The sequence below is a fragment of the Pseudomonas sp. P7759 genome (assembly GCF_013386445.1).
GTDB lineage: Bacteria > Pseudomonadota > Gammaproteobacteria > Pseudomonadales > Pseudomonadaceae > Aquipseudomonas > Aquipseudomonas azotoformans_A.
Genome location: NZ_JACART010000015.1, coordinates 18,570 through 41,303, shown reverse-complemented (window position 1 = coordinate 41,303; position 22,734 = coordinate 18,570). Strand labels below are relative to the sequence as shown.

General features: G+C 59.9%; 16 protein-coding genes. 3 read left to right on the top strand and 13 right to left on the bottom strand.

Going from position 1 to position 22,734, the window contains the following annotated elements:
* The first annotated feature begins 83 nt into the window (after positions 1-83).
* The 3 genes from rpsO to HX823_RS14295 all read left to right on the top strand — a co-directional run bounded on the left by rpsO (position 84) and on the right by HX823_RS14295 (position 3,572).
* Positions 84-353, top strand: a complete 270-nt coding sequence (rpsO, locus tag HX823_RS14305) for a 30S ribosomal protein S15 (RefSeq protein WP_003177875.1) — start codon at positions 84-86, stop codon at positions 351-353.
* Between the two features lie 196 nt (positions 354-549).
* Positions 550-2,655, top strand: a complete 2,106-nt coding sequence (gene pnp / locus HX823_RS14300) for a polyribonucleotide nucleotidyltransferase (RefSeq protein WP_016976826.1) — start codon at positions 550-552, stop codon at positions 2,653-2,655.
* A 296-nt stretch (positions 2,656-2,951) separates the two neighbouring features.
* Positions 2,952-3,572 carry a BON domain-containing protein gene (locus HX823_RS14295; protein ID WP_038843813.1) on the top strand — a complete coding sequence of 207 codons (621 nt, stop codon included), beginning with the start codon at positions 2,952-2,954 and terminating at the stop codon, positions 3,570-3,572.
* 279 nt (positions 3,573-3,851) lie between these two features.
* Here HX823_RS14295 and HX823_RS14290 read toward each other — a convergent pair whose 3' ends face one another.
* From HX823_RS14290 to gluQRS, 13 genes are all read right to left on the bottom strand, one after another.
* A complete protein-coding gene (locus HX823_RS14290) occupies positions 3,852-6,770 on the bottom strand; it encodes a DUF748 domain-containing protein (protein WP_177075248.1) in 2,919 nt (972 codons plus the stop codon).
* Between the two features lie 87 nt (positions 6,771-6,857).
* The gene (locus tag HX823_RS14285; protein WP_177075247.1) at positions 6,858-7,874 is read right to left on the bottom strand and encodes a class I SAM-dependent rRNA methyltransferase; all 1,017 of its coding nucleotides are present in this window, start codon (positions 7,872-7,874) and stop codon (positions 6,858-6,860) included.
* A gap of 57 nt (positions 7,875-7,931) precedes the next feature.
* Complete coding sequence (locus tag HX823_RS14280; protein ID WP_177075246.1) at positions 7,932-8,801, bottom strand: oxygenase MpaB family protein; 870 nt, start codon at positions 8,799-8,801, stop codon at positions 7,932-7,934.
* Between the two features lie 16 nt (positions 8,802-8,817).
* Entirely contained in the window at positions 8,818-10,755 is a 1,938-nt protein-coding gene (gene acs / locus HX823_RS14275) for an acetate--CoA ligase (protein WP_177075245.1), read from the bottom strand.
* Positions 10,756-10,860: 105 nt separating this feature from the next.
* On the bottom strand, positions 10,861-12,525 hold the full coding sequence (pgi, locus tag HX823_RS14270) for a glucose-6-phosphate isomerase (protein WP_038844171.1): 1,665 nt from the start codon (positions 12,523-12,525) through the stop codon (positions 10,861-10,863).
* A 225-nt stretch (positions 12,526-12,750) separates the two neighbouring features.
* Positions 12,751-13,602, bottom strand: coding sequence for a pantoate--beta-alanine ligase (gene panC, locus HX823_RS14265; RefSeq protein ID WP_177075244.1), 852 nt, complete (start codon positions 13,600-13,602; stop codon positions 12,751-12,753).
* Positions 13,599-14,399 (bottom strand): 3-methyl-2-oxobutanoate hydroxymethyltransferase, encoded by an 801-nt coding sequence (gene panB / locus HX823_RS14260; RefSeq protein ID WP_016976834.1) that lies wholly within the window; start codon positions 14,397-14,399, stop codon positions 13,599-13,601. Before panB ends, panC begins: the two co-directional genes overlap by 4 nt.
* 214 nt (positions 14,400-14,613) lie before the next feature.
* Positions 14,614-15,111 (bottom strand): 2-amino-4-hydroxy-6-hydroxymethyldihydropteridine diphosphokinase, encoded by a 498-nt coding sequence (gene folK, locus HX823_RS14255; RefSeq protein WP_177075243.1) that lies wholly within the window; start codon positions 15,109-15,111, stop codon positions 14,614-14,616.
* Between the two features lie 2 nt (positions 15,112-15,113).
* On the bottom strand, positions 15,114-16,502 hold the full coding sequence (locus tag HX823_RS14250) for a polynucleotide adenylyltransferase PcnB (protein WP_033898282.1): 1,389 nt from the start codon (positions 16,500-16,502) through the stop codon (positions 15,114-15,116).
* Between the two features lie 697 nt (positions 16,503-17,199).
* Positions 17,200-18,627, bottom strand: coding sequence for a sigma-54 dependent transcriptional regulator (locus tag HX823_RS14245; protein WP_177075242.1), 1,428 nt, complete (start codon positions 18,625-18,627; stop codon positions 17,200-17,202).
* A gap of 22 nt (positions 18,628-18,649) precedes the next feature.
* A complete protein-coding gene (locus HX823_RS14240) occupies positions 18,650-21,604 on the bottom strand; it encodes a sensor histidine kinase (RefSeq protein WP_161630232.1) in 2,955 nt (984 codons plus the stop codon).
* Positions 21,588-21,764 carry a hypothetical protein gene (locus HX823_RS14235; RefSeq protein ID WP_003176118.1) on the bottom strand — a complete coding sequence of 59 codons (177 nt, stop codon included), beginning with the start codon at positions 21,762-21,764 and terminating at the stop codon, positions 21,588-21,590. The genes HX823_RS14240 and HX823_RS14235 overlap by 17 nt, the downstream gene beginning before the upstream one ends.
* A gap of 62 nt (positions 21,765-21,826) precedes the next feature.
* Positions 21,827-22,714 (bottom strand): tRNA glutamyl-Q(34) synthetase GluQRS, encoded by an 888-nt coding sequence (gluQRS, locus tag HX823_RS14230; protein WP_177075241.1) that lies wholly within the window; start codon positions 22,712-22,714, stop codon positions 21,827-21,829.
* Positions 22,715-22,734: the final 20 nt, after the last annotated feature.

Sequence of the window (22,734 nt, the reverse complement as noted above, 5' to 3'; positions counted from 1 at the left end):
AACACTCATTTTTAGATACAGGGATTTGTCCCTGGCCTGTTGAAACTGCCCTTTGGGTGGTTTCCTGAAAAAAGGATTGCCTCATGGCTCTCGACGTTCAAGAAAAAGCACAAATCGTTGCTGACTATCAGCAAGCTGTTGGTGACACTGGTTCGCCAGAAGTGCAAGTTGCACTGCTGACCCACAACATCAACAAGCTGCAAGGTCACTTCAAGGCCAACGGTAAAGATCACCACTCCCGTCGTGGTCTGATCCGCATGGTAAACCAGCGCCGTAAGCTGCTGGACTACCTGAAAGGCAAGGATCTGGGTCGTTATCAGACTCTGATCGGTCGCCTGGGTCTGCGTCGCTAATAAGCGATTGCGCTAGAGGTTGGTTGTCTGCCGTGTGTCAGTGGGATTCCCGCTGGCGCATGGTAGGCTCCCAGCCTCAAGTTTTATCTGGATACACGTTTTACCCCTGGACCAGGTTCGGGCCGATTCCCGACATTGCCCAAGAATTTCGCAAGAAGACAAGTTCCCCCAAGAGCCACAAAGAAGGTAGGACACCGTGAACCCGGTTATCAAAAAATTCCAGTTCGGTCAGTCGACCGTTACCCTCGAGACAGGCCGTATCGCCCGTCAAGCCTCCGGCGCAGTGCTGGTTACCGTTGACGACGACGTGACCGTTCTGGTGACCGTTGTTGGCGCCAAGACCGCTGACCCGAGCAAAGGCTTCTTCCCTCTGTCCGTTCACTACCAGGAAAAGACTTACGCTGCCGGTAAGATCCCTGGCGGCTTCTTCAAGCGTGAAGGCCGTCCTTCCGAGAAAGAAACCCTGACTTCCCGACTGATCGACCGTCCGATCCGTCCGCTGTTCCCAGAAGGCTTCATGAACGAAGTGCAGGTAGTCTGCACCGTCGTTTCCACCAGCAAAAAGACCGATCCGGACATCGCTGCGATGATCGGTACCTCGGCTGCCCTGGCCATCTCCGGCATTCCTTTCGATGGCCCGATCGGCGCAGCCCGCGTTGCTTTCCATGAAAGCACCGGCTACCTGCTGAACCCGACCTACGAGCAACAGAAAGCGTCGAGCCTGGACATGGTCGTTGCCGGTACCTCGGAAGCCGTGTTGATGGTTGAATCGGAAGCCAAAGAGCTGACCGAAGACCAGATGCTGGGCGCCGTGCTGTTCGCCCACGACGAGTTCCAGGCTGTTATCAAGGCTGTCACCGAGCTGGCTGCCGAAGCTGCCAAGCCAACCTGGACCTGGGCTCCACAAGCTGAAGCGACCGAACTGCTGGGCGCTATCCGCTCCGAGTTCGGCGCTGCCATCTCCGACGCCTACACCATCACCGTCAAGGCCGACCGTTACGCTCGCCTGGGCGAGCTGAAGGATCAGGTTGTGGCCAAGCTGTCCGGTGAAGAAGGCCAGCCTTCCTCCAGCGACGTCAAAGCGGCTTTCGGTGAAATCGAATACCGCACCGTTCGCGAAAACATCGTTAACGGCAAGCCACGTATCGACGGTCGCGACACCCGTACCGTACGTCCGCTGAACATCGAAGTCGGCGTTCTGCCGAAGACTCACGGTTCGGCGCTGTTCACCCGTGGTGAAACCCAGGCTCTGGTAGTTGCGACCCTGGGCACCGCCCGTGACGCACAGCTGCTGGACACCCTGGAAGGCGAGAAAAAAGACCCGTTCATGCTGCACTACAACTTCCCTCCGTTCTCGGTGGGCGAGTGTGGTCGCATGGGTGGCGCTGGTCGTCGCGAAATCGGTCACGGCCGTCTGGCCCGTCGTTCGATCGCCGCCATGCTGCCTGCTGCCGACGTGTTCCCGTACACCATCCGTGTTGTGTCGGAAATCACCGAATCCAACGGTTCCAGCTCCATGGCTTCCGTTTGCGGTGCTTCCCTGGCACTGATGGACGCGGGCGTGCCGATGAAGGCGCCGGTTGCCGGCATCGCCATGGGCCTGGTTAAAGAAGGCGAGAAGTTCGCCATCCTGACCGACATCCTGGGTGACGAAGACCACCTGGGCGACATGGACTTCAAAGTAGCCGGTACCGCCAAAGGTGTGACCGCGCTGCAGATGGACATCAAGATCAAGGGCATCACCGAAGAAATCATGGAAATCGCCCTGGGCCAAGCCCTGGAAGCGCGCCTGAACATCCTCGGTCAGATGAACCAGATCATTGGTCAGTCCCGTACCGAACTGTCGGAAAATGCTCCGACCATGATCGCGATGAAAATCGACACCGACAAAATCCGTGATGTCATCGGTAAAGGCGGCGCGACTATCCGTGCGATCTGTGAAGAGACCAAGGCTTCGATCGACATCGAAGACGACGGCTCGATCAAGATCTTCGGCGAAACCAAGGAAGCGGCTGAAGCAGCACGTCAGCGCGTTCTGGGCATCACTGCTGAGGCCGAGATCGGCAAGATCTACGTCGGTAAGGTTGAGCGCATCGTCGACTTCGGCGCATTCGTCAACATCCTGCCGGGCAAGGACGGTCTGGTTCACATCTCCATGCTGAGCGACGCTCGCGTTGAGAAAGTGACTGACATCCTGAAAGAAGGCCAGGAAGTGGAAGTGCTGGTATTGGACGTGGACAACCGCGGCCGTATCAAGCTGTCCATCAAGGACGTTGCAGCAGCGAAGGCTTCGGGCGTTTAACTACCCCCAAGCGTTGCGCTGAAAAAAAGGACTCCTCGGAGTCCTTTTTTTATGGGCGCTGGAAAGTGACGGTAAATCAGCTGCTTAGCCGAAACCAAAAGCCGCAACTTGCATGCAGTCACGATGACGTTCATGCAACTTGCACGATTCCGAAAAATGCTTGTTTTTATAAGTACTTGTTTTATATGGGTTTTATTGGCTTACAAGACTTGGCACACTGCCTGCAATATCCCTGTTAACGCTGCAGCATCAAGGTTTACGTACTGCAGACTTTTAATAAAACAGGAGTTACTCGTATGAAGAAGTTCGCTCTCGCTACTGCTACCGCTCTGACCCTGGCCATGGGTGCTAACGTAGCCTTTGCTCAGACTTCCCAAGCCCCTATGACGCTGGCGGCCGGTGAAGTGACCAAGGCTAAAGAGTCCACCTCAGATACCTGGATCACCACCAAAGTGAAAGCTGACCTGCTGACCGAGAAAGGTATTCCTGGTTCGGACATCAAGGTTGAAACCAACAAAGGCGTGGTTTCCCTGTCCTCGACAGTCGCTATCTCCGACGCACAGAAAGCTACTGCTGTAGCAATCACCAAGAAAATTAAAGGTGTGACCGCCGTTTCGGCTGACGGCCTGATGGCTGGCGGCGCTACCAAGGCTGACAACGTCGACAAAACCAAAAGCGCAGCAGCCGGTGCCAAAGAGTCCACTTCGGACACTTGGATCACCACCAAAGTAAAAGCTGACCTGGTTACCGAGAAAGGCATTCCGGGTACCGACATCAAAGTCGAAACCAATAAAGGCGTAGTGTCCCTGTCTTCGACCGCAGCCGTCACTGAAGCTCAGAAAACTACCGCGGTGAACATCACCAAGAAAATCAAAGGCGTTAAAGCTGTATCGGCCGACGGCCTGAAAGCAGAGTAACGCACCCGTTTCGTTTGGACTGGATAGCGGCGGCTTAGGGTGAGTTAGATATCCACCCGATGCACCTCTGGAGTTCATGCGACGGACCACACGGATGTGGTCATTACAGGCCCCGGCACTTGTGTCGGGGCCTGTTCTATTAAGGGCTGGAATACATGAGAATCAAATGTGGGAGCGGGCTTGCCCGCGAAGGCGGTTGGTCAGTCGACGAATCTGTCAACTGACGCTGCCCCTTCGCGGGCAAGCCCGCTCCCACATTTAGAGTTGTGTTGCTTTGAGTTATTCGGCGTCCAGATGCATAGGTGTAACGACCCGGCCATCCTTCTCGGCCTGGCCCAAGTTGGCATCAATGAAGTACACCCGGTCATCTTCCAGCTGGCCTTTGTCCACCAGGTAGTCCTTGATGGTGCTGGCGCGGTCCTGGCCCAGTTGGCGCAGCAGCACATCACTGCCACTCCAGAACTTGATCACGCCGTCACGAAGCTTGGCGCTACGATCATCGCTGCTCAGGTCTTTCCATTCGGCTGGTGGTTGCTGTTTCAGGCGGGTGCGGTAGATGCCTTCAAGCAACGGCGCTTTTTCCTTTTCGGGCACGACAAGCAGGGACGCCTGGGCTGGAACCTTGTCGCCACGACGTTGAAGAATCTTGTAGTAGTTGTACTGGTATTCACGTTCCAGTCGCTGAGCGGCAAGGAAAGGTCCATCGCTGCTGGCTGCCGCTGTGCCTTCGATCTCCAGGCGTAGGGTAGGGCGCTCTTTCAGTGCTTTAGCCAAGGTGTTCAGGGCGCCTTCGGCATCCTTGTTCAATTCGCTTGAGCCAGCGGCGAACGATACATTGCCGAGGTCTTCCGAGCCGCCGCCCGTCACCAACCCGCCGATAAACTTGAAGGGCGCCGTCGCTGCACGCACCACCAGGTTACGCAGGGTCTGCCAGACAATCGGCATCACACTGAACTGCGGGTTATTCAGGTCGCCTGTCACCGGCAGTTCGATGGAAATCTTGCCGTCGGAATCCTTGAGCAAGGCGATTGCCAGGCGAATCGGCAAGTCCACGGCATCGGCGCTGTCGACTTTCTCTCCCAGTTGCAGTTGCTCGACCACCACTTTGTTCTCGGCCTTCAGCTGACCCTTGGTGATCACATAGTGCAGGTCGAGGTTCAGGCGACCCTTGCGGATACGGAAACCGGCGAACTTGCCGGAGTAGGGCGTCAGGGTGGTCAGCTCTACGCGTTTGAAGCTGGTTGCGATATCCAGCGCCGCCATCGGGTCGAATGGGTTTACGCTGCCCTTGATGGTCACCGGCGCATAACGGTCAACCTTACCCTTGATATCGACGCTGGCCGGTTTGGCCTGGCGGCTGTCGATGGTGCCGATCTGCCCGTTGAGTTGTTGAATCGCCGTGGCGAAGTTGGGTGTCAGGCTGAAGTCGGCAAAGTTGGCCGAACCGTCATTGATCGCAATCTGGCCGATACGAATGCCCAACGGCTTTTCCTTGCTGGCAGGCTTGGGTGTCTTGTCGGCGGGTTGCGGGATCAACAGGTCATCCACGTTGGTGGTGCGGTCATCGTTGATCATGAAACGTGCATACGGCTGCAGCAGGTTGACCTTGTCGATCGACAGACTGTCGCCGTGCTGATAGTTCACGCCTTCGAGCACCAAGCGCTGCCATTTGAGGAAGTCGCGGGTCTTGAGGGTGTCCAGGGTGTGCAACTGGTCGACCTGCGCTCTGCCTGTGACCTGGAGTTTCAAAGGATCAGTGCTTTTCAGGTTCACATCGAGATTGCTGCCAAGCATGCCGCTGCGCAGTTCCAGACGGATGAACGGGCTGATATAGGACTGGGCGACCCGCAGGTCAATGTCCTGGGTATTCACTTTCAGCTTGGCGCTGACCGGGTTGAGGTTAACCTCGCCGGTCGCCTGAACCTTGCCCTGCTTGCCCACGCCCGTGTCGACTTTCAACGTGAAGGGGCTCTGGTTGAGGCTGTCGAAATTCTGCACATCGACGTTCAGCGGGCCCACTTCCAGCGCGACCGCCGGCTTGGCCTGGCGGTCAGCCAAATGCACCTGATAGTTACGCAGTTGCACGTCCTTGAGCAGTACTTGCCAGGGTTTGCTTGGCGCAACAGGTTCAGCCTTTGGCGAATCGGCAGTGGCCGGTGCGGTGGCCGGCTCCGGAGCCTTGGCCGGTTTGCTCGGTTGGCTGGCGAACAGTTTCTGCCAGTCCAGTTGCCCGTCCGCTTCCAGCGCCGCCCAGGTTTCCAGCTTGTTACTGCGGATCTTGCCGACGACGACCTGTTGTTTGGCCAGGTCCACCGTGGTTTCGCTGACGTCCAGGCGTTCCAGGCGCACCAGTGGGCGGCCATCCGGTGCCTTGATGGCAAATGGCGCGATGCTGGCGGAGGTGTTGGTCAGGTTCAGTTCTGTCTCTTTGGCCAGGCTGAACTTGTACTCGGTGCTGAAGTTGAGCACACCGTCTTCCAGCACCAATGGCAGCGCGTCACGTACATACGGCCACCAGGCTTTCATCTTGCCATCGGTGACTTTCAACGTGCCTTCGGAGGTGATCGGCACCAGGCTGAAATTACCTTTCCAGTCGATCTGTCCGCCTGCAGGTCCGGCCGCTACCAACGTCATGTCGGCATTGTCTTCAGGCAGGGTACTGAGGTTTTTCAGCTCGAAGTCGAGCTTGTCGTAGAGGAATTCGATGGGTTCGCTGGGACGCAAATCTTCGAAATGCACATAGCCGCCCGCCAGCTTGATGCTGTCGATGCGCAGCGGAAACGGTTTGGCATTCGGATCGGTCGGGGTGGGCTCGCTGGGCGGCAGCTTGAACAACTGCGCGAGGTTCAACTGGCCGGACTTGTCGAACAACAACTCGGTCTTGGGTTTGTCCAGTTGCACATCGGCCAGGTGCAGGGCGCGAGTCCAGAGGCTGTCGATCTGCAGGTTGGCGTAGAGACGCTCGAAACCCACCTGTTCCTTGCCCGGCTCACCGATTTTCAACCCCCATGCCGTCACCTCCAGGCTGAACGGGTTGAGCTCGATCCGCTCGATCCGCGCCGGCACCGTGGCGTAATTGGCCAGTTGCTGGTTGGCAATGCGAAGGGCAACGCCAGGGAGAATCAAAAAGCCCAGCAAGCTGTACAGGGCAAGGGCGGTCAACAAGGCGCCAGCGGCGCGAATCAATCCTTTGGGCATGGGGCGGCGCCATCTATGTCAAACAGGAGTGCCTTGGAGTATGGCACGGGTTTTCGGTTCCGAAGAACGGGTCCTTTGGGAAACGTCTTACAGCTGCAGTATCAGGGTTTTCAGCGGGGGTTGTTGGTCCTGCGAGGGAAAGTCCGCGCCAGGGGTCATGATTTTCCAGTCTCGCACGGGGCGCCCGGCCTTCTCTGCGCAACGTAGCACCTGTTCGCGCCAGTCCTCCATGCTGACTTTCGCCAGGTTGTTGCAGCAGATCAGCACGCCATTGTCGGCGGTGGCCAGCAGTGCGGGTTTGAGCAGGCTCTGGTAATCGCGTAGCAAATCGACGGTGCCGAAAGCGCTCTTTGCCCACGCCGGCGGGTCGAGCAGTACCAGATCGTATTGACGCTGTTCCAGGCGCGGATAACTCGGCAGCTTCTGCCCGCGGCGCTGGGTGATCGGCAGGCCGGCCAATTGGCGGATCGCCGGGAAGTAATCCGACTGCACGAATTCCATAGTCGGCAATTGCGGGTTGAGCAGCCCATTTTCGCGCCCGACCGCCAGGTTGCCCTCGGCGAAGTCCAGATTGCACACCTCACGCGCCCCACCGGCCGCCGCGCTCAGGCCGACGCCGCAGGTGTAGGCGAACAGGTTCAGCACGCTTTTGCCGGCGCTGTGGGCCTTGACCCAGCCGCGGGTGTTACGCAAATCCAGGAACAACAGCGGATCCTGCCCGGCATGGCGGCCGCGCACGCGGTAATTGAGGCCCCACTCATGTCCCACCTTGTCCTCCAACGCAGCGGGCTCGGCACGATAAACCGTGTCTTCGCGGTCGATGCGTGAATTGCCACGGGAACGGTCGTTGTACACCAGCAACAGTTCCAAGCCCACGTACTGGTTGACCTGTTGATGCAGGTCCAGCAGTTCTGCGGTTTCCAGGGATTGGTGAAAACTCTGCACCAGCAATTGCGGGCCGTAGCGGTCGATGGTCAGGCCGCCGGCGCCTTCCTGGCTGCCATGGAACAGGCGGTAGCAGTCGGTGCCTTGGGCGTGCAGCTCATGGATCAGGTCTTGGCGATGATTGAGGGCGGCGCGCAGCGCCTGATTCAGAGGAGACATGGAGCGCGCCTTGCTGGGGAAATGAGGGCGCGAAGTTTAACAGCTATGCGCCGTCGCCTACATCAACCCCATCCGCCGATGGGCGCGTTGCACCGAACCGTTGCGCATCGCCCACCGTAGCATCGGCGCACTGCGCTTGACCCCGGCACGGATCATCTGGCGTTGCAGCGGGCTTTGGTGCTGGTCGAGCATGGCGCTGGCCCAATCCGGCAGCAGGTCGATCCCGGCCTGCATCATCAGGCTGCCAAAGGGCTTGGCCAGCAGGCTCGGGGAGGGCGCATTCAAGAGCAAGCGCAGTACTTCGCGGCTGCGATCGTCGCACAGTAATTGCGGGCGGATGCGGGCCAGATAATCCGAAATTTCCTGCCGAGAACGCGGAACATGCCGCGCGCCCAGCTGATCGGCGACCAAGGCAATTTCGCTGTAGTAACGGTCCTGGTCTCGACCGGATAGATTCGGGTTGCGATAGCGCAAGTGGGCGGCGAGAAAGTTACTGACCTCCGCCACATGCACCCAGGTCAGCAACTCCGGGTCGCTGGCCGCGTAAGGTCGCCCGTTCGGGGCATGGCCGACCACCTGCAGGTGAATGGTGCGGACTTTTTCGATCAGCCATTCGGCGTCTTTGCGCGAACCAAATGTCGTGCCCGAGATGAACTGCGAGGTGCGCCGCAAGCGCCCGAGCATGTCCTGACGAAAGTTGGAATGGTCCCACACGCCCGCCAGGGCCAATGGGTGCAAGGCTTGCAGCATCAAGGCGCTGATGCCGCCGATGAGCATGCTGCTGAAGTCGCCATGGACTTGCCAGCTCACCGAGTCGGGCCCGAACAAGCCGGGGTCGCCCTTGGGGTTTTCCAGGTCCAGTTGGCCCAGCGACAGGCCAGTCAGGCTCATCAACTGGTTTTCGATACGGCTGCGGATAAATTCCATGGCGACTCAGGGGTTCCTATCGGTTCAGGCGTTTGTCGATCAAGCCCTCTACGACACTCGGGTCGGCCAGGGTCGAGGTATCACCGAGGCTGTCGAGTTCGTTGCAGGCGATCTTGCGCAAAATCCTGCGCATGATCTTGCCGGAGCGGGTTTTCGGCAAGGCCGGCGCCCATTGGATCAGTTCCGGCTTGGCAAAGCTGCCGATTTCCTTGCTGACCAGCTCCAGCAGGTGTTTTTTCAACGCATCGTCGGGTTCCACCCCATTCATGGGCGTGACAAACGCATAGATGCCCTGGCCTTTGACGTCATGGGGGTAGCCCACCACGGCGGCCTCGGCCACCAGGTCATGCAGCACCAGCGCGCTTTCCACCTCGGCGGTGCCGATGCGATGGCCGGACACGTTGATCACATCGTCGATGCGCCCGGTGATCCAGTAGTCGCCGTCGTCGTCACGGCGTGCGCCGTCGCCGGTGAAGTAGTAGCCGGGGTAGGGTTTGAAATAGGTGTCGATCATGCGCTGCGGATCGCCGTACACGCTGCGGATCTGTCCGGGCCAGCTCGCTTTGATCGCCAGCACGCCGCTGCCGGCCCCGCTGAATTCCTTACCCTGTTCGTCGAGCAGCACGGGCTGTACGCCAAACATCGGCTGGGTCGCGCAGCCGGGCTTGATGCGCTGCGTGCTGACCAAGGGGCTGAGCATGATGCCGCCGGTTTCTGTCTGCCACCAGGTGTCCACGATCGGGCAGCGCTGCTCGCCGACGGCATTGAAGTACCAGTCCCAGGCTTCCGGGTTGATTGGTTCGCCGACACTGCCCAGCAGGCGCAGGCTGGCGCGAGAGGTGTTCTCCAGCGGGCCATGCCCCTCACGCATCAGAGCACGCAAGGCGGTGGGCGCGGTGTAGAAGATGTTGACCTTATGCTTGTCGATCACTTGCCAGAAGCGCGAGCTGTCCGGGTAGCTCGGCACGCCTTCGAACATCAGCGAAGTGGCACCGTTGGCCAGCGGGCCGTACACGATGTAACTGTGGCCGGTGACCCAGCCCACATCGGCGGTGCACCAGAACACCTCGCCGTCGCGGTAGTCGAGCACGTATTTGAAGGTCATCGCGGCTTGCAGCAGGTAGCCGCCGGTGGTGTGCAGCACGCCTTTGGGTTTGCCGGTGCTGCCGGAGGTGTAGAGGATGAACAGCGGGTCCTCGGCGTCCATCGGCTCAGGCGGGCAGTCGTCGCTGGCCGCATCCAGGGCCGGTTGATACTTAAGGTCGCGGCCTTCGCTCCAGTTGACGGTCGCTGCGGTGCGTTCCACCACCAGTACTGTGCTCACATTCGGGCAACTGGCCAGGGCTTTGTCGACATTCTGCTTCAGCGCCACCGGCTTGCCACCGCGCACGCCTTCGTCGGCGGTGATCACCGTGCGGCAGTCGGCGTCGAGAATACGGTCACGCAAGGCATCCGGCGAAAAGCCGCCAAACACCACGGAATGCACTGCGCCAATCCGCGTACACGCGAGCATGGCGTAGGCCGCTTCCGGGATCATCGGCATGTAGATGCACACCCGGTCGCCTTTCTTCACGCCACGGCTTTTCAGCACATTGGCCAGGCGACTGACGTTCTGGTGCAGTTGGCGGTAGGTGATGTTGGAAGATTTGGCAGGATCATCGCCCTCCCAAATGAAGGCCGGCTGATCGGCGCGTTGCGCCAGGTGACGGTCGATGCAGTTGTAGCTGACATTCAGTTGGCCGCCGGCAAACCACTGGGCGGCGCCAGTAATGATGTCGGAGCGGTGAACGGTGTGCCACGGGGTGATCCAGTCGAGAAAGCCTTTGGCCTGTTCAGCCCAGAAGGTGTCCGGTTGTTCGATGGATTGGCGGTAGAGGCGCTGATAGTCCTCTTGACTGAGTTGCGCAGCCCGGCGGACGGCATCGGCGGTGGGGAACGTGCTGATATCGAACATGAGCGATCCTTATTCTTGTTTTAGCCACAAGTGATAAAGATGCACCCTGCAAGGGGAGGGTTCAAGGCCAACGTCCAAACGGACGTTGGCCCTGCCATACCTGGATCAGCCGCGGTGACGACCGCGGAAGTAGTTGATCAGGCCCTGGGTCGACGCATCGTCGGCCAGGGTTTCCTCAGCGCCGGTCAGGCGGTTGTAGACGCCTTTGCCCAGCTCTTTACCCAGCTCCACACCCCATTGGTCGAAGGCGTTGATACCCCAGATCACGCTCTGCACGAACACTTTGTGCTCATACATGGCAACCAGAGCGCCCAAGCGACGCGGGCTGATGCGCTCGACCACAAGGGTGTTGCTCGGACGATTGCCCGGGATCACCTTGTGCGGTGCAAGTTTTTGCACTTCGTCTTCCGGGATGCCCTTGTCGCGCAGCTCGGTTTCGGCTTCGGCGCGGGTCTTGCCGAGCATCAGCGCTTGGCTCTGGGAAAGGCAGTTGGCGTACAGCCACTGATGGTGGTCGGACACCGGGTTGAAGCTGACGATCGGCACGATAAAGTCGGCCGGGATCAGTTGGGTCCCCTGGTGCAGCAACTGGTGGTAAGCGTGCTGGCCGTTGCAACCTACGCCACCCCAGATCACTGGGCCGGTATCGGTGGCGACGGGGGTGCCGTCCTGGCGCACGCTCTTGCCGTTGGATTCCATGTCCAGCTGTTGCAAATGTTTGGTGATGTTACGCAGGTAGTGGTCGTACGGCAGGATCGCATGGCTCTGCGCGCCCCAGAAGTTGCCGTACCACACGCCCAGCAAGCCCAGCAGCACCGGCATGTTCTGTTCGAACGGTGCGTTCTGGAAATGCTGGTCCATGGTGTAGGCACCGGACAGCAGCTCCTTGAAATTGGACATGCCGATAGCCAGGGCGATCGGCAAGCCGATGGCCGACCACAGCGAGTAACGACCGCCGACCCAGTCCCACATCGGGAAGATGTTTTCTTCACGGATACCAAAGGCCACCGCCGCCGCGTTGTTGCTCGATACGGCGATGAAGTGGCGGTACAGCTCGGCTTCCGAGCCACCTTGGGCCAGGTACCAGGCGCGGGCGGCCTGGGCGTTTTTCAGGGTTTCCAGGGTGTTGAAGGATTTCGACGAGACGATGAACAGCGTGGTCTCGGCGCGCAGCTTCATGGTCAGTTCGTGGAACTCGCTGCCGTCGATGTTCGCCAGGTAGTGGCAGCGCACGCCTTTGTGGGCGTAGGACAACAGCGCTTCGGAGACCAGCTCCGGGCCGAGGAACGAGCCACCGATACCGATGTTCACCACGTCGGTGATCGGCTTCTCGGTGTAGCCGCGCCACAGGCCATCATGAATGCGGCCGACCAGGTCGGTGATCTGGTTCAGTACCTTGTGCACGTCCGGCATGATGTTCACGCCGTTCACCGACAACTTGTCGCCTACCGGGCGGCGCAAGGCGGTGTGCAGGGCCGGGCGGCCTTCGGAGGAGTTGACCGGCTCGCCGGCATACAGCGAGTTGATCGCGTCTTTCAGGCCGACTTCTTTGGCGAGGCCCACGAGCAGGTCGCGGGTTTCGCTGGTGATCAGGTTTTTCGAGTAATCGAGGAAAAGTCCGCAGCTGCTCAGGGTGAACTGGGAAAAACGCTGAGGATCGGCATTGAACGCTTCGCGCATGCTGAAATCCTGCATGGCTTGGCGATGTTGATTGAGCGCTTGCCAGGCGGGCAGAGCGGTAACGTCATGAGGAGTGCGGTAGTACGCCATCGCTGCGGGTTTCCTTTTATTACGGGGACTGCCTTTAGGACACTTCTAAGCCCGGAACGTCCAGTCTTTGATCAAGCATTGGGTTCCGGACAGCGCTAACCATAGCGCAGGGCGATTACATTAAACCTAGCGTGTCGATATGTCTTGGCTTTGTCTGCGCTAAGGCCGGTACTTTTTTATACCGGCCCTTTTTATTGACGCAGCGAGGAGGGTGACTGAAAGGGGTCAGTCGAGGGTCAGGTGCAGGTTGTCGATGAGTCGGGTAGCGCCGAGATAGGCGGCTACGAGGATCACGATATCCCGATCCTCGGCCGTGGCCGGACGCAGATGCACACCCTGACGCACTTCGAGGTAGTCGAGGCGCAATCCGGCGGCTTCGATTTGCTGGACCTGTTCGGCACGCAGCCTGGCAAAGTCGTGGTCACCGGCTTGGATCGCGGCGCCAATCTGGCTGAGGCTGCGGTACAGCACCGGCGCAATGGCCCGTTGCTCGTCGGTGAGGTAACCGTTACGCGACGACAGCGCGAGGCCGTCGTCGGCGCGCACGGTGGGCTCGCCGATGATCTGGATCGGCATGTTCAGGTCGTGGACCATGGCGCGGATCACGGCCAGTTGCTGGTAATCCTTCTGGCCAAACACCGCCATGTCCGGCTGGACCATGTTGAACAGCTTGCTGACCACCGTCGCCACGCCTTCAAAATGCCCCGGACGGCTGGCGCCGCACAGGCCTTCAGACAATTGCGGCACGCTGACGCGGGTTTGGCCGGTCATGCCGCCGGGGTACATTTCCTCGACAGTGGGCGCGAACAGCAGGTTGCAGCCCGCTTGCAGCAGCTTTTCCTGGTCGGCGGCGAGTGTGCGCGGATACTTGTCCAAGTCTTCGCCAGCACCAAATTGCAGCGGGTTGACGAAGATGCTGGCCACCACGAAATCCGCCTGCTGGGCGGCCTTGGTCACCAATGTGGCATGGCCTGTGTGCAGGTTGCCCATGGTCGGCACAAAGCCAATACGCTTGCTGGCATTGCGGGCGTGGGTCACGGCGGCCCGCAGTTCACGTACGGTTCTTACGGTGTTCATGCAGAGAATCCGTGTTCAGCGCCAGGGAAGGTCACGCCTTTGACTTCGGCGACGTAGGCGCTCAATGCAGCGTGAATGCTGTCCTGGCCGGCCATGAAGTTCTTCACGAACTTCGGCACACGGCCGCTGATCGACAGGCCGAGCATGTCGTGCAGCACCAGCACCTGGCCATCGGTGGCCGAGCCTGCGCCAATCCCGATCACCGGCACTTTCACGGCCTGGGTGATTTCTGCCGCCAGTTCGCTCGGCACGCATTCGAGCAGGATCATTGCCGCGCCCGCCTGTTCCAGGGCGATGGCATCGGCGCGCATCTGTCGCGCCTGGGCCTCATTGCGGCCTTGTACCTTGTAGCCGCCGAGGATGTTCACCGACTGTGGCGTCAGGCCCATGTGTGCACACACCGGCACGCCGCGTTCCGCCAGCAGGCGGATCGACTCGGCCAGCCACACTGCGCCTTCGACTTTGATCATGTGCGCACCGGCTTGCATCAGCTTGCCGGCATTCTGGAAGGTCTGTTCGAGTGTCGCGTAACCCATGAACGGCAGGTCGGCGATGATGAACGCACCGTCGTTACCGCGTTTGACGCTGGCGGTGTGGTACGCAAGTTCATCGGTGGTGACGGGCAGGGTGCTGTCATTCCCTTGAAGAACCATGCCCAGGGAGTCGCCCACCAGCAACACTTCAACCCCGGCCTGGCAACTGGCGTGGGCGAAGGTGGCGTCATAGCAGGTCAGCATGGCGATTTTTTCACCTTTGAGCTTGAGGCTCTGCAAGGTGGTCAGGGTAATGTCTGGCATGAAAGGGGTCCTCATTCAGGCGCTTGGAAACAGCGAGTAACGCGCGTGAGTCTTCGTTTATACAGGCGCACGGTCTTGAGAGCAGTGCTTATATGGCCTGGATTGCGCCCTTTAGCGCCGGGTTGGCGGCAGCGGGACGCCTATAGTCGTGAGGAGGACACGGGAAGTCAATTGGATGTGTTACCGCATTGTTACGATGACGGTGTTACCGCTGTTACTGACGCGATTCAGCAACTGTGAGGCGTTCCAGACCGACAAACGGGCAGGCTGCCAACAAATCATCGAGGGTTTGGCCGTCGGGTAACGCCAGGCGGGCGGGCGCCAGTTCGGCCAACGGATACAGCACAAAAGCACGCAGGTGCATCTGATAGTGCGGGACCTTGAGGCGCGGTTCATCGATCAGGCGATCGCCAAACAGCAAGATGTCCAGGTCGAGTGTGCGCGGGCCCCAGCGCTCAAGACGTTCGCGACCTTGATCGTTCTCGATGGCTTGCAGTGCATCCAGCAACTCAAGGGGCGCCAGATCGCTGTCCAGGGCGGCAACGGCATTGGTGTAGCGCGGCTGGCCTGGAAGCAGGGAATCACTCTGATAAAACGCGGACACACCGGCGACGGTGGTGCCCGGCAATTGCGCCAGTGCTTCGATAGCGCTGCGCAATTGTTGGTCCGGGGCCGCCAGGTTGCTGCCCATGCCGATGTAGATGCGTTCCACGTTTATTCGCCCGAGGTGTCGGCCGCGCTGCGCTTGCGCTTGGTGCCGCTGCGACGACGCTTCTTCGGCCCCTCGCCGTCGCCTTTGCTGCCCAGGTCACGAATCATGTCGCGGCGCTCGCTGTCATTGGCGTCCTGGTAATCGGTCCACCATTCGCCCAGGCCATCGGTCTGCTCGCCAGCGCTTTCACGCAGCAGCAGGAAGTCGTAGCCGGCGCGGAAGCGCGGGTTGTCCAGCAACAGGTCGGCGCGTTTGCCGCTGCGGCGTGGCAGGCGCTCCTGCATGTCCCAGATCTCGCGGATCGGCATGGTGAAACGTTTCGGAATGGCGATGCGCTGGCACTGTTCGGCGATCAGCTCATGCGCAGCTTCCTGCATAGCCGGGATCGGTGGCATGCCGCGCTCCTGCAAGCGCAGTACGCGTTTGGGCAACGCTGGCCACAGCAAGGCGGCAAACAGGAACGCCGGGGTGACCGGCTTGTTCTGCTTGATGCGCAGGTCGGTGTTGATCAGCGCTTCGCTGATCAAGGTGTGGGTGTACGTCGGGTTGTATTCCAAAGCCTCCGCGCTGGCCGGGAACAGTGGGTCGAACAACTGCAGGTCCACCAGCATTTCAAAGGTGTCGGCGGCATAACCCGAGAGGAACAGCTTGAGCACTTCTTCGAACAGGCGTGCCGACGGGATCTCCCGCAGCATCGGTGCCAGTTCGCGAATCGGCGCGGCGGTATGACGCTCAATGCCGAAGTTCAGCTTGGCGGCAAACCGCACGGCCCGCAGCATGCGTACCGGGTCTTCCTGGTAACGCTGGACCGGGTCGCCGATCAGGCGAATCAGGTTGTTACGAATATCGTGTACGCCATTGGCGTAATCGAGGATGCGCTCGCTGACCGGGTCGTAATACAGGGCGTTGATGGTGAAGTCGCGGCGTTGCGCGTCTTCTTCCAGGGTGCCGTAGACGTTGTCGCGCAGGATGCGCCCGCTCTCGTTGCGGGAGGACTGATTGGTGTCTTCCTCTTCATCGTTTTGCGGGTGGCCAGCACGGAACGTCGCGACTTCGATGATTTCGCGACCGAAGTGGATATGCACCAGCTTGAAGCGTCGGCCGATGATCCGCGCATTACGGAATTCGGCACGCACTTGCTCAGGCGTGGCGCTGGTGGCGACGTCGAAGTCCTTGGGCGTGATATTGAGCAGCATGTCGCGCACACAGCCACCGACCAGGTAAGCCTGGTAGCCAGCGTTCTGCAGGCGTTCGACGATATTCACGGCATAACGGCTGAATTGAGCGCGCTGCAGCGAATGCTGGCTGCTGTTGAGCACTTCAGGCGTGCTGCGTTTGTGTTGCGTACGACGCAAGGGAGAACGGAATGACTGGAACAACTTCTTCAGCATGGGATGCACTGTTTGAAGGAATGTTCGGCCATAACGAAGAATGACCGCATGATGGGCGGGGATTCTAGCATTTAGTCAGGGGATGGTGTAGGAACAAGCTACAGGCATTGCGCCATAAGCCTTGAAAGGTCAAATCCCGGAAACTACAAGGGGAGCCGAAGCTCCCCCAGAAGTAGTTGCGTGCTCTATTTTTATTATTGATTTCGGGCTTCTTGTTTTTGTTGATCGCCCTCGCCATGAAGCTTCACCTTCATGACACTCCCAATCGGGAGTCAAGAGCAAACGGATTGCTTTGGTCGCTGTGTTGCTGATCTACGATCCAACCAGTTCAGGCTCTGCCTTAGGGCAGTTTTTGTTGTTCTCGGCCTGGTTGCGGGGCAAGCCCCAAATGCAACGCCTCTCCAAAAGAATCAGTTAGCTGCGCCTCCGCCGTGTTGTTTTTGTTATGCGTGAGTCGATTCGTCTTATTTTTATTGTCTTGTACAAAGCTTGTTATTGTTTTTGTACTAAGCATATAGCAGGGTGCGTGCCAACTTTTGCGCCGCCCAGCAAAAACGGGGGGTTGAGGTGGTTTTTGGTTTTTGACGGGCCAAAAAAAGCCGGGGCTTCGTTACCGTAAGCCCCGGCTTTTGTTACGCGAAATATCCGCGGTAACAGTTTTTTCACATCGGTGGGTGTTACCTGTAGCGGCGCGCCCTCAGCTTTCGCTGGCCACACCGGTCTTGCGCCGTGGAATGCCCAGGCGCTGGCGGCGTTCCCACAGGCATTTACGGCTCACGCCCAGTTTGCGCGCCAGTTCGGTCTCGGTCATGTGGTCCTGGTGCTCAAGGACGAAATGCTGGAAATAATCTTCCAGTGACAAATCTTCCGTCGGCTCATGGCTGGTATTGCTACCGCCCTGCTGTGGGGCCAGACCGATGAAATCGTCGTCGTCCAAGTCGCTCAGTTCGATATCGATGCCCAGTAGTTCGGCGGAAATCTCCGGACTCTCCGACAGGATCACCGCACGCTCCACCGCATTCTCCAGCTCCCGCACGTTACCCGGCCACGAGTAATGCCGGATCGCTTGCTCGGCGTCTGGCGCGAACTTGAGGTCGGTACGGTTGATACGCGCGCTCTGGCGCAGCAGAAACGCGTTGGCGATCTCGTTGACGTCGGCGCCACGCTCACGCAGGGCCGGCAGCTTGAGGGCGATCACGTGCAGGCGGTAATACAAGTCTTCACGGAACTGGCCGATCTTGGCCAGGCTCTTGAGGTCGCGGTGAGTGGCCGCGATCAGGCGCACATCGACCTTTTGCGACTGCACCGAGCCTACGCGGCGAATTTCGCCTTCCTGTAGCACACGCAACAGCCGCGCTTGGGCTTCCAGCGGCAGCTCACCGATTTCATCAAGGAACAACGTGCCGCCGTCCGCCGCTTCGACCAAGCCCGCACGACCGGCGCTGGCGCCGGTGAATGCGCCTTTCTCGTGGCCGAACAGTTCGGACTCGATCAGCGATTCGGGGATCGCTGCGCAGTTCACCGAAATCATCGGCGCCTTGGCACGCTTGGACAGGTTGTGCAGGGCACGGGCCACCAGTTCTTTACCGGTGCCGGACTCGCCCTGGATCAAGACATTGGAGTCAGTCGGCGCTACTTTGCGGATCTTGCTGTAGAGGTCCTGCATCGGTGGGCATGAGCCGATGATGCCGATCTCGCCGTTGCTGTTGTCCACGCCCGGTTTGTCGGCAGCTTTGCCGGCTGGCCGTTGTTCGGCGGGAGCACTGCTGGCCGACTGGCGGTCACGCAGGATGCGGGCCACGGCCTGAAGCATCTCGTCATGGTCGAAAGGCTTGGCGATGTAGTCCACCGCGCCCATCTTCATGGAGTCGACCGCCGAACGCAGGCTGGCGTAGCTGGTCATGATCAGCACCGGGGTGCCCTGGCCAAGCTTGATCAACTCGGTGCCAGGCGCGCCAGGCAGGCGCAGGTCACTGACAATCAGGTCGAACGTGGGAATGCTGAAACGCTCCTGGGCTTCCTGCACCGAGCCGGCTTCGCTGACCTGGTACTGATTACGTTCAAGCAGGCGACGCAAGGCAGAGCGGATAATGGTTTCGTCTTCGACGATCAAAATGTGCGGCATTGATTCAATTCTCTCGACGGTCTCAGTTCACAGCGGACGTCGCTTCGACATGACGCGGCAAGGTCACCCGAATACGGGTGCCGCGTTGGCTTTCGGTGTCAGCCGGGCTGTCGATGGTGATTTGTCCATAATGCTCTTCAACGATGGAATAGACCAGTGCAAGGCCCAGACCGGTACCTTCACCAGGGTCCTTGGTGGTGAAGAAGGGTTCGAACAATCGGTCCATGATGTTCTGTGGAATACCGCTACCTTCATCTTCGACGATCAGATCGACCGTATGTTCGAAAGCCTCGGTCTTGACGCGTACCGCACCGCCGGCCGGAGTGGCGTCACGGGCGTTGGACAGCAGGTTGATCAGCACTTGGGCCAGGCGTTGTGAGTCGCCATCCACCCAGTGGTCGGGATCGCATAAATTGAAGAACTGTACTTCGAAATTGCGCCGGTTCAAGGCCAAGAGCCCAATGGCATCCTGCGCCACTTCGGCCAGGCACACCGCTTCGTCCTGATTCTGATGGGCGCCGGCATGGGCGAAGCTCATCAGCGACTGCACGATGCGTGAGACGCGCTTGGTCTGTTCGAGAATCTGCCCGCTGATTTCGGTGATTTCGCCGTCTTCTTCGCGTTCTTCGCGCAGGTTCTGCGCCAGGCAGGCGATACCGGTGATCGGATTGCCAATTTCATGGGCCACGCCCGCCGCCAGCCGGCCGATGCTGGCCAGACGCTCGGAGTGCACCAGCTTGTCTTCGAGCATCTGGGTTTCGGTCAGGTCTTCCACCAGCAACACCAGGCCGCTGTTACCGGGTGCCAGGGGCTCGTCGATGGCGGCTTTGTGCAGGTTGAGCCAACGGGTCTGGCCGTCGAGCGCCAGGTGCTGTTTGTGCAAGTGCTCGTCGGGCAGGTTGATAAAGCCTTGCAACAATTCTTTCCAGGGATCGCCAAGCGTGTTCAGGCGTGAACCGACCACGCGCTGTGCGGCGATGCCGGTGAGTTCTTCCATGGCCTTGTTCCACATCAGGATCTCTTGATCCTTGGCCAGGGAACACACGCCCATCGGCAGCTCCTGCAGGGTCTGGCGGTGGTAGCGGCGCAGGGCGTCGAGTTCGGCGGCGAGGCCGGTGAGGCGTGAGTGGTAATCCTCCAGCCGGCTCTCGATGAAATGGATGTCTTCGGTGACGTAGTTTTCGCCGCCGGCCTTGTAGGGCAGGAAGGTTTCCACCATGTCCTGGGACACGCTCGGTCCCATCAGCCCGGACAGGTTGGCTTCGATGCGATCACGCAGACGGCGCAACGCGTAGGGGCGCCGCTCATCGAACGGCAGATAGAGATCGCGCAGCGCCTGTTCGACCTCTTTTTGCGCCGCCTTGGCACCCAGTGGCTTGGCCAGTTGCGTGGCGAACTCCTGGGGCGAGGCCGCGTGCAATTCGCGGCGCTGTGGGCGACGCACGTTATCCACCGCGCACGCTTCGGCGGCGCTGGTTTCTTCCGGGCTGGCGTTGGTGAACAACGAGATCAGGGTGAACATCAGGACGTTGGCGGCCAGGGAGGCAATCGCGGCCATGTGCCAACTGGTGTCATCGAGCACGTAGATCATGTTCAACAACGGGATGTAGAAGCCCTGCAGATTGCCGACCAGCGGCAGCAGCATGGTCACGACCCACACCAGGATCCCGGCCAGCAAACCGGCGATGAAGCCCCGGCGATTGGCGGTCGGCCAGTACAGTACCGACAGTACGCCTGGGAGGAACTGCAAGGTGGCCACAAACGCGACAATGCCCAGGTTGGCCAGGTCCTGCCCGGCGCCCAGCAACAGATAGAACCCGTAGCCGGCCATGATGATCGCGACGATCAGCGCGCGGCGTGTCCATTTCAGCCAACGGTAGATATTGCCTTCAGCCGGAGGCTGGTACAGCGGCAATACCAAGTGGTTGAGCGCCATGCCGGACAGTGCCAGGGTCGTGACGATGATCAGCCCGCTCGCCGCTGACAATCCACCCACATAAGCCAGCAGCGCCAAGGCTGGGCTGTTGGCGGCAATGCCGATGCCGAGGGTGAAGTATTCAGGGTTGGTGGTGGCCCCCAGTTTCAGGCCGGCCCACAAGATCAGCGGCACCGCCAGGCTCATCAGCAGCAGGAACAACGGCAAGCCCCAGCTGGCGCTGACCAGCGAGCGCGGGTTGAGGTTCTCGGTGAATGTCATGTGGTACATGTGCGGCATCACGATGGCCGAGGCGAAGAACACCAGCAGCAGCGTGCGCCATGGGCCTTCCTGCAAAGGCGTGTGCAGGGCGGCGAGGGCGGTCTGGTTTTGCAGCAACCAAAGCTCAAGCTGCTGTGGGCCATCGAACACGCCGTAGAGCGCATAGAGGCCGACGCCGCCGATGGCGATCAGCTTGATCACCGACTCGAAGGCAATCGCAAATACCAGGCCTTCATGTTTTTCGCGGGTGGCGATATGGCGCGAACCGAAGAAAATCGTGAACAGGGTGATCAGCGCACAGAAGGCCAGCGCTACGCGATGTTGCACCGGCTCGCGGGTCAGGATGCTGATGGAGTCGGCCACCGCCTGGATTTGCAGGGCCAGCAATGGCAGCACGCCGATCAGCATGAAAACGGTGGTCAGCGCGCCCGCCCAGGTGCTGCGAAAGCGGAAGGCAAACAGGTCGGCCAGGGAAGACAATTGGTAGGTACGGGTGATCTTCAGAATCGGGTACAGCAGCACCGGCGCCAACAGAAACGCGCCGGACACCCCGAGGTAGCTGGACAGAAAGCCATAACCGTACTGATAGGCCAGGCCCACGGTGCCATAGAACGCCCAGGCACTGGCGTACACACCGAGGGACAAGGTGTAGGTTAACGGATGGCGAATGATCGCCCGCGGAATCATTCCGCGCTCACTGATCCAGGCCACCCCGAACAACGCGGCCAGGTAGGCGGCGCTGATCAGCAGCATCTGGGTGAGGCTAAAGCTCATCGGCATCTTTTTGGCTCTGCAGGATGAAAGTCACGACGATCAGGATCAACCACAGCAGATAAGGGCGATACCAGGCGCCCGTGGCGTCGATCCACCAATCCATGATGGCGGGGGAGAACAGGTAGATCCCGACGACCAACAGCAGGACCAATCGATAGATGTACATGTTGGCCTCTGTGTAAAAACGTGCGGCGATGGTAACGGATGCTTGGCAAGCTGCAAGCGCCTTCAGCTCAATTGCGCTTCGGCCAGCGTGAGTGTGCGCGGGATCTGCGTGGCATCCCAGTGCGCAATGCCCCAATGCAGCAATTCCCGCGGGCTGGCGTGCAACAGTTCGTCGCCGGGTTGCTGGCCTAGGGCGCGTAATGCCCTCAATAGCAAAGGCGTGGCCTGGTCAGGTGTCAACGGCGGCGAACGGTAGGATTTGCCCAGTTTATTGCCGTCCGGCTGGATGATCAGTGGCACGTGCAGGTAGCGCGGTTGGCGCAGGCCGAGTAGTTCTTGCAGGTAGAGCTGGCGAGGCGTCGAGTCCAGCAGGTCGGCACCGCGCACGATATCGGTCACACCTTGCCACGCATCGTCGAGTACCACCGCCAGTTGATAGGCGTACAGGCCGTCGCGGCGACGGATGACGAAATCGCCTACGTCGCGGCCCAAGTGCTGTCGGAATTCGCCCTGGACGCGGTCGGTAAAGTGGTACTCAAGCTCGGGAACACGCAAACGGATGGCGGCGTCTTGCTGGTCGTGGCCAGCATTGCGGCACAGGCCCGGGTAGATCCCGTTGTAGGGTTCAAGCTGTTTGCGTGAACAGGTGCAGGCGTAGGCCAGGCCGTGGTTGAACAGGTCGTTCAGGACTTTGGCGTAGGCCTCGTGCCGCTCGCTTTGTCGGACCAGTGCACCGTCCCACTCGAAGCCATAGCTTTCCAGCGCGTGCAGGATTGCTGCCTGTGCGCCGGGTTCTTCACGGGGTGGGTCGAGGTCTTCCATACGCATCAGCCATAGGCCGTGGTTGGCGCGGGCGTCGAGGTAGGAGGCGAGGGCGGCGACCAGGGAGCCGAAATGCAAGTGGCCGCTGGGTGTGGGGGCAAAGCGCCCGATATAGGTAGAGGCTGTCATGGGCCGGATACTACTGGAAA

Bases quoted from the DNA above. Each gene is read 5' to 3' on its own strand.
- HX823_RS14250 (WP_033898282.1), bottom strand. From the start codon at position 16,502: ATGCTGAAGAAGTTGTTCCAGTCATTCCGTTCTCCCTTGCGTCGTACG.
- HX823_RS14245 (WP_177075242.1), bottom strand. From the start codon at position 18,627: ATGCCGCACATTTTGATCGTCGAAGACGAAACCATTATCCGCTCTGCC.
- HX823_RS14290 (WP_177075248.1), bottom strand. From the start codon at position 6,770: ATGCCCAAAGGATTGATTCGCGCCGCTGGCGCCTTGTTGACCGCCCTT.
- HX823_RS14280 (WP_177075246.1), bottom strand. From the start codon at position 8,801: ATGGAATTTATCCGCAGCCGTATCGAAAACCAGTTGATGAGCCTGACT.
- gluQRS (WP_177075241.1), bottom strand. From the start codon at position 22,714: ATGACAGCCTCTACCTATATCGGGCGCTTTGCCCCCACACCCAGCGGC.
- HX823_RS14295 (WP_038843813.1), top strand. From the start codon at position 2,952: ATGAAGAAGTTCGCTCTCGCTACTGCTACCGCTCTGACCCTGGCCATG.
- panB (WP_016976834.1), bottom strand. From the start codon at position 14,399: ATGCCAGACATTACCCTGACCACCTTGCAGAGCCTCAAGCTCAAAGGT.
- HX823_RS14240 (WP_161630232.1), bottom strand. From the start codon at position 21,604: ATGCCGATGAGCTTTAGCCTCACCCAGATGCTGCTGATCAGCGCCGCC.
- rpsO (WP_003177875.1), top strand. From the start codon at position 84: ATGGCTCTCGACGTTCAAGAAAAAGCACAAATCGTTGCTGACTATCAG.
- HX823_RS14285 (WP_177075247.1), bottom strand. From the start codon at position 7,874: ATGTCTCCTCTGAATCAGGCGCTGCGCGCCGCCCTCAATCATCGCCAA.
- pgi (WP_038844171.1), bottom strand. From the start codon at position 12,525: ATGGCGTACTACCGCACTCCTCATGACGTTACCGCTCTGCCCGCCTGG.
- acs (WP_177075245.1), bottom strand. From the start codon at position 10,755: ATGTTCGATATCAGCACGTTCCCCACCGCCGATGCCGTCCGCCGGGCT.
- HX823_RS14235 (WP_003176118.1), bottom strand. From the start codon at position 21,764: ATGTACATCTATCGATTGGTCCTGCTGTTGGTCGTCGGGATCTACCTG.
- panC (WP_177075244.1), bottom strand. From the start codon at position 13,602: ATGAACACCGTAAGAACCGTACGTGAACTGCGGGCCGCCGTGACCCAC.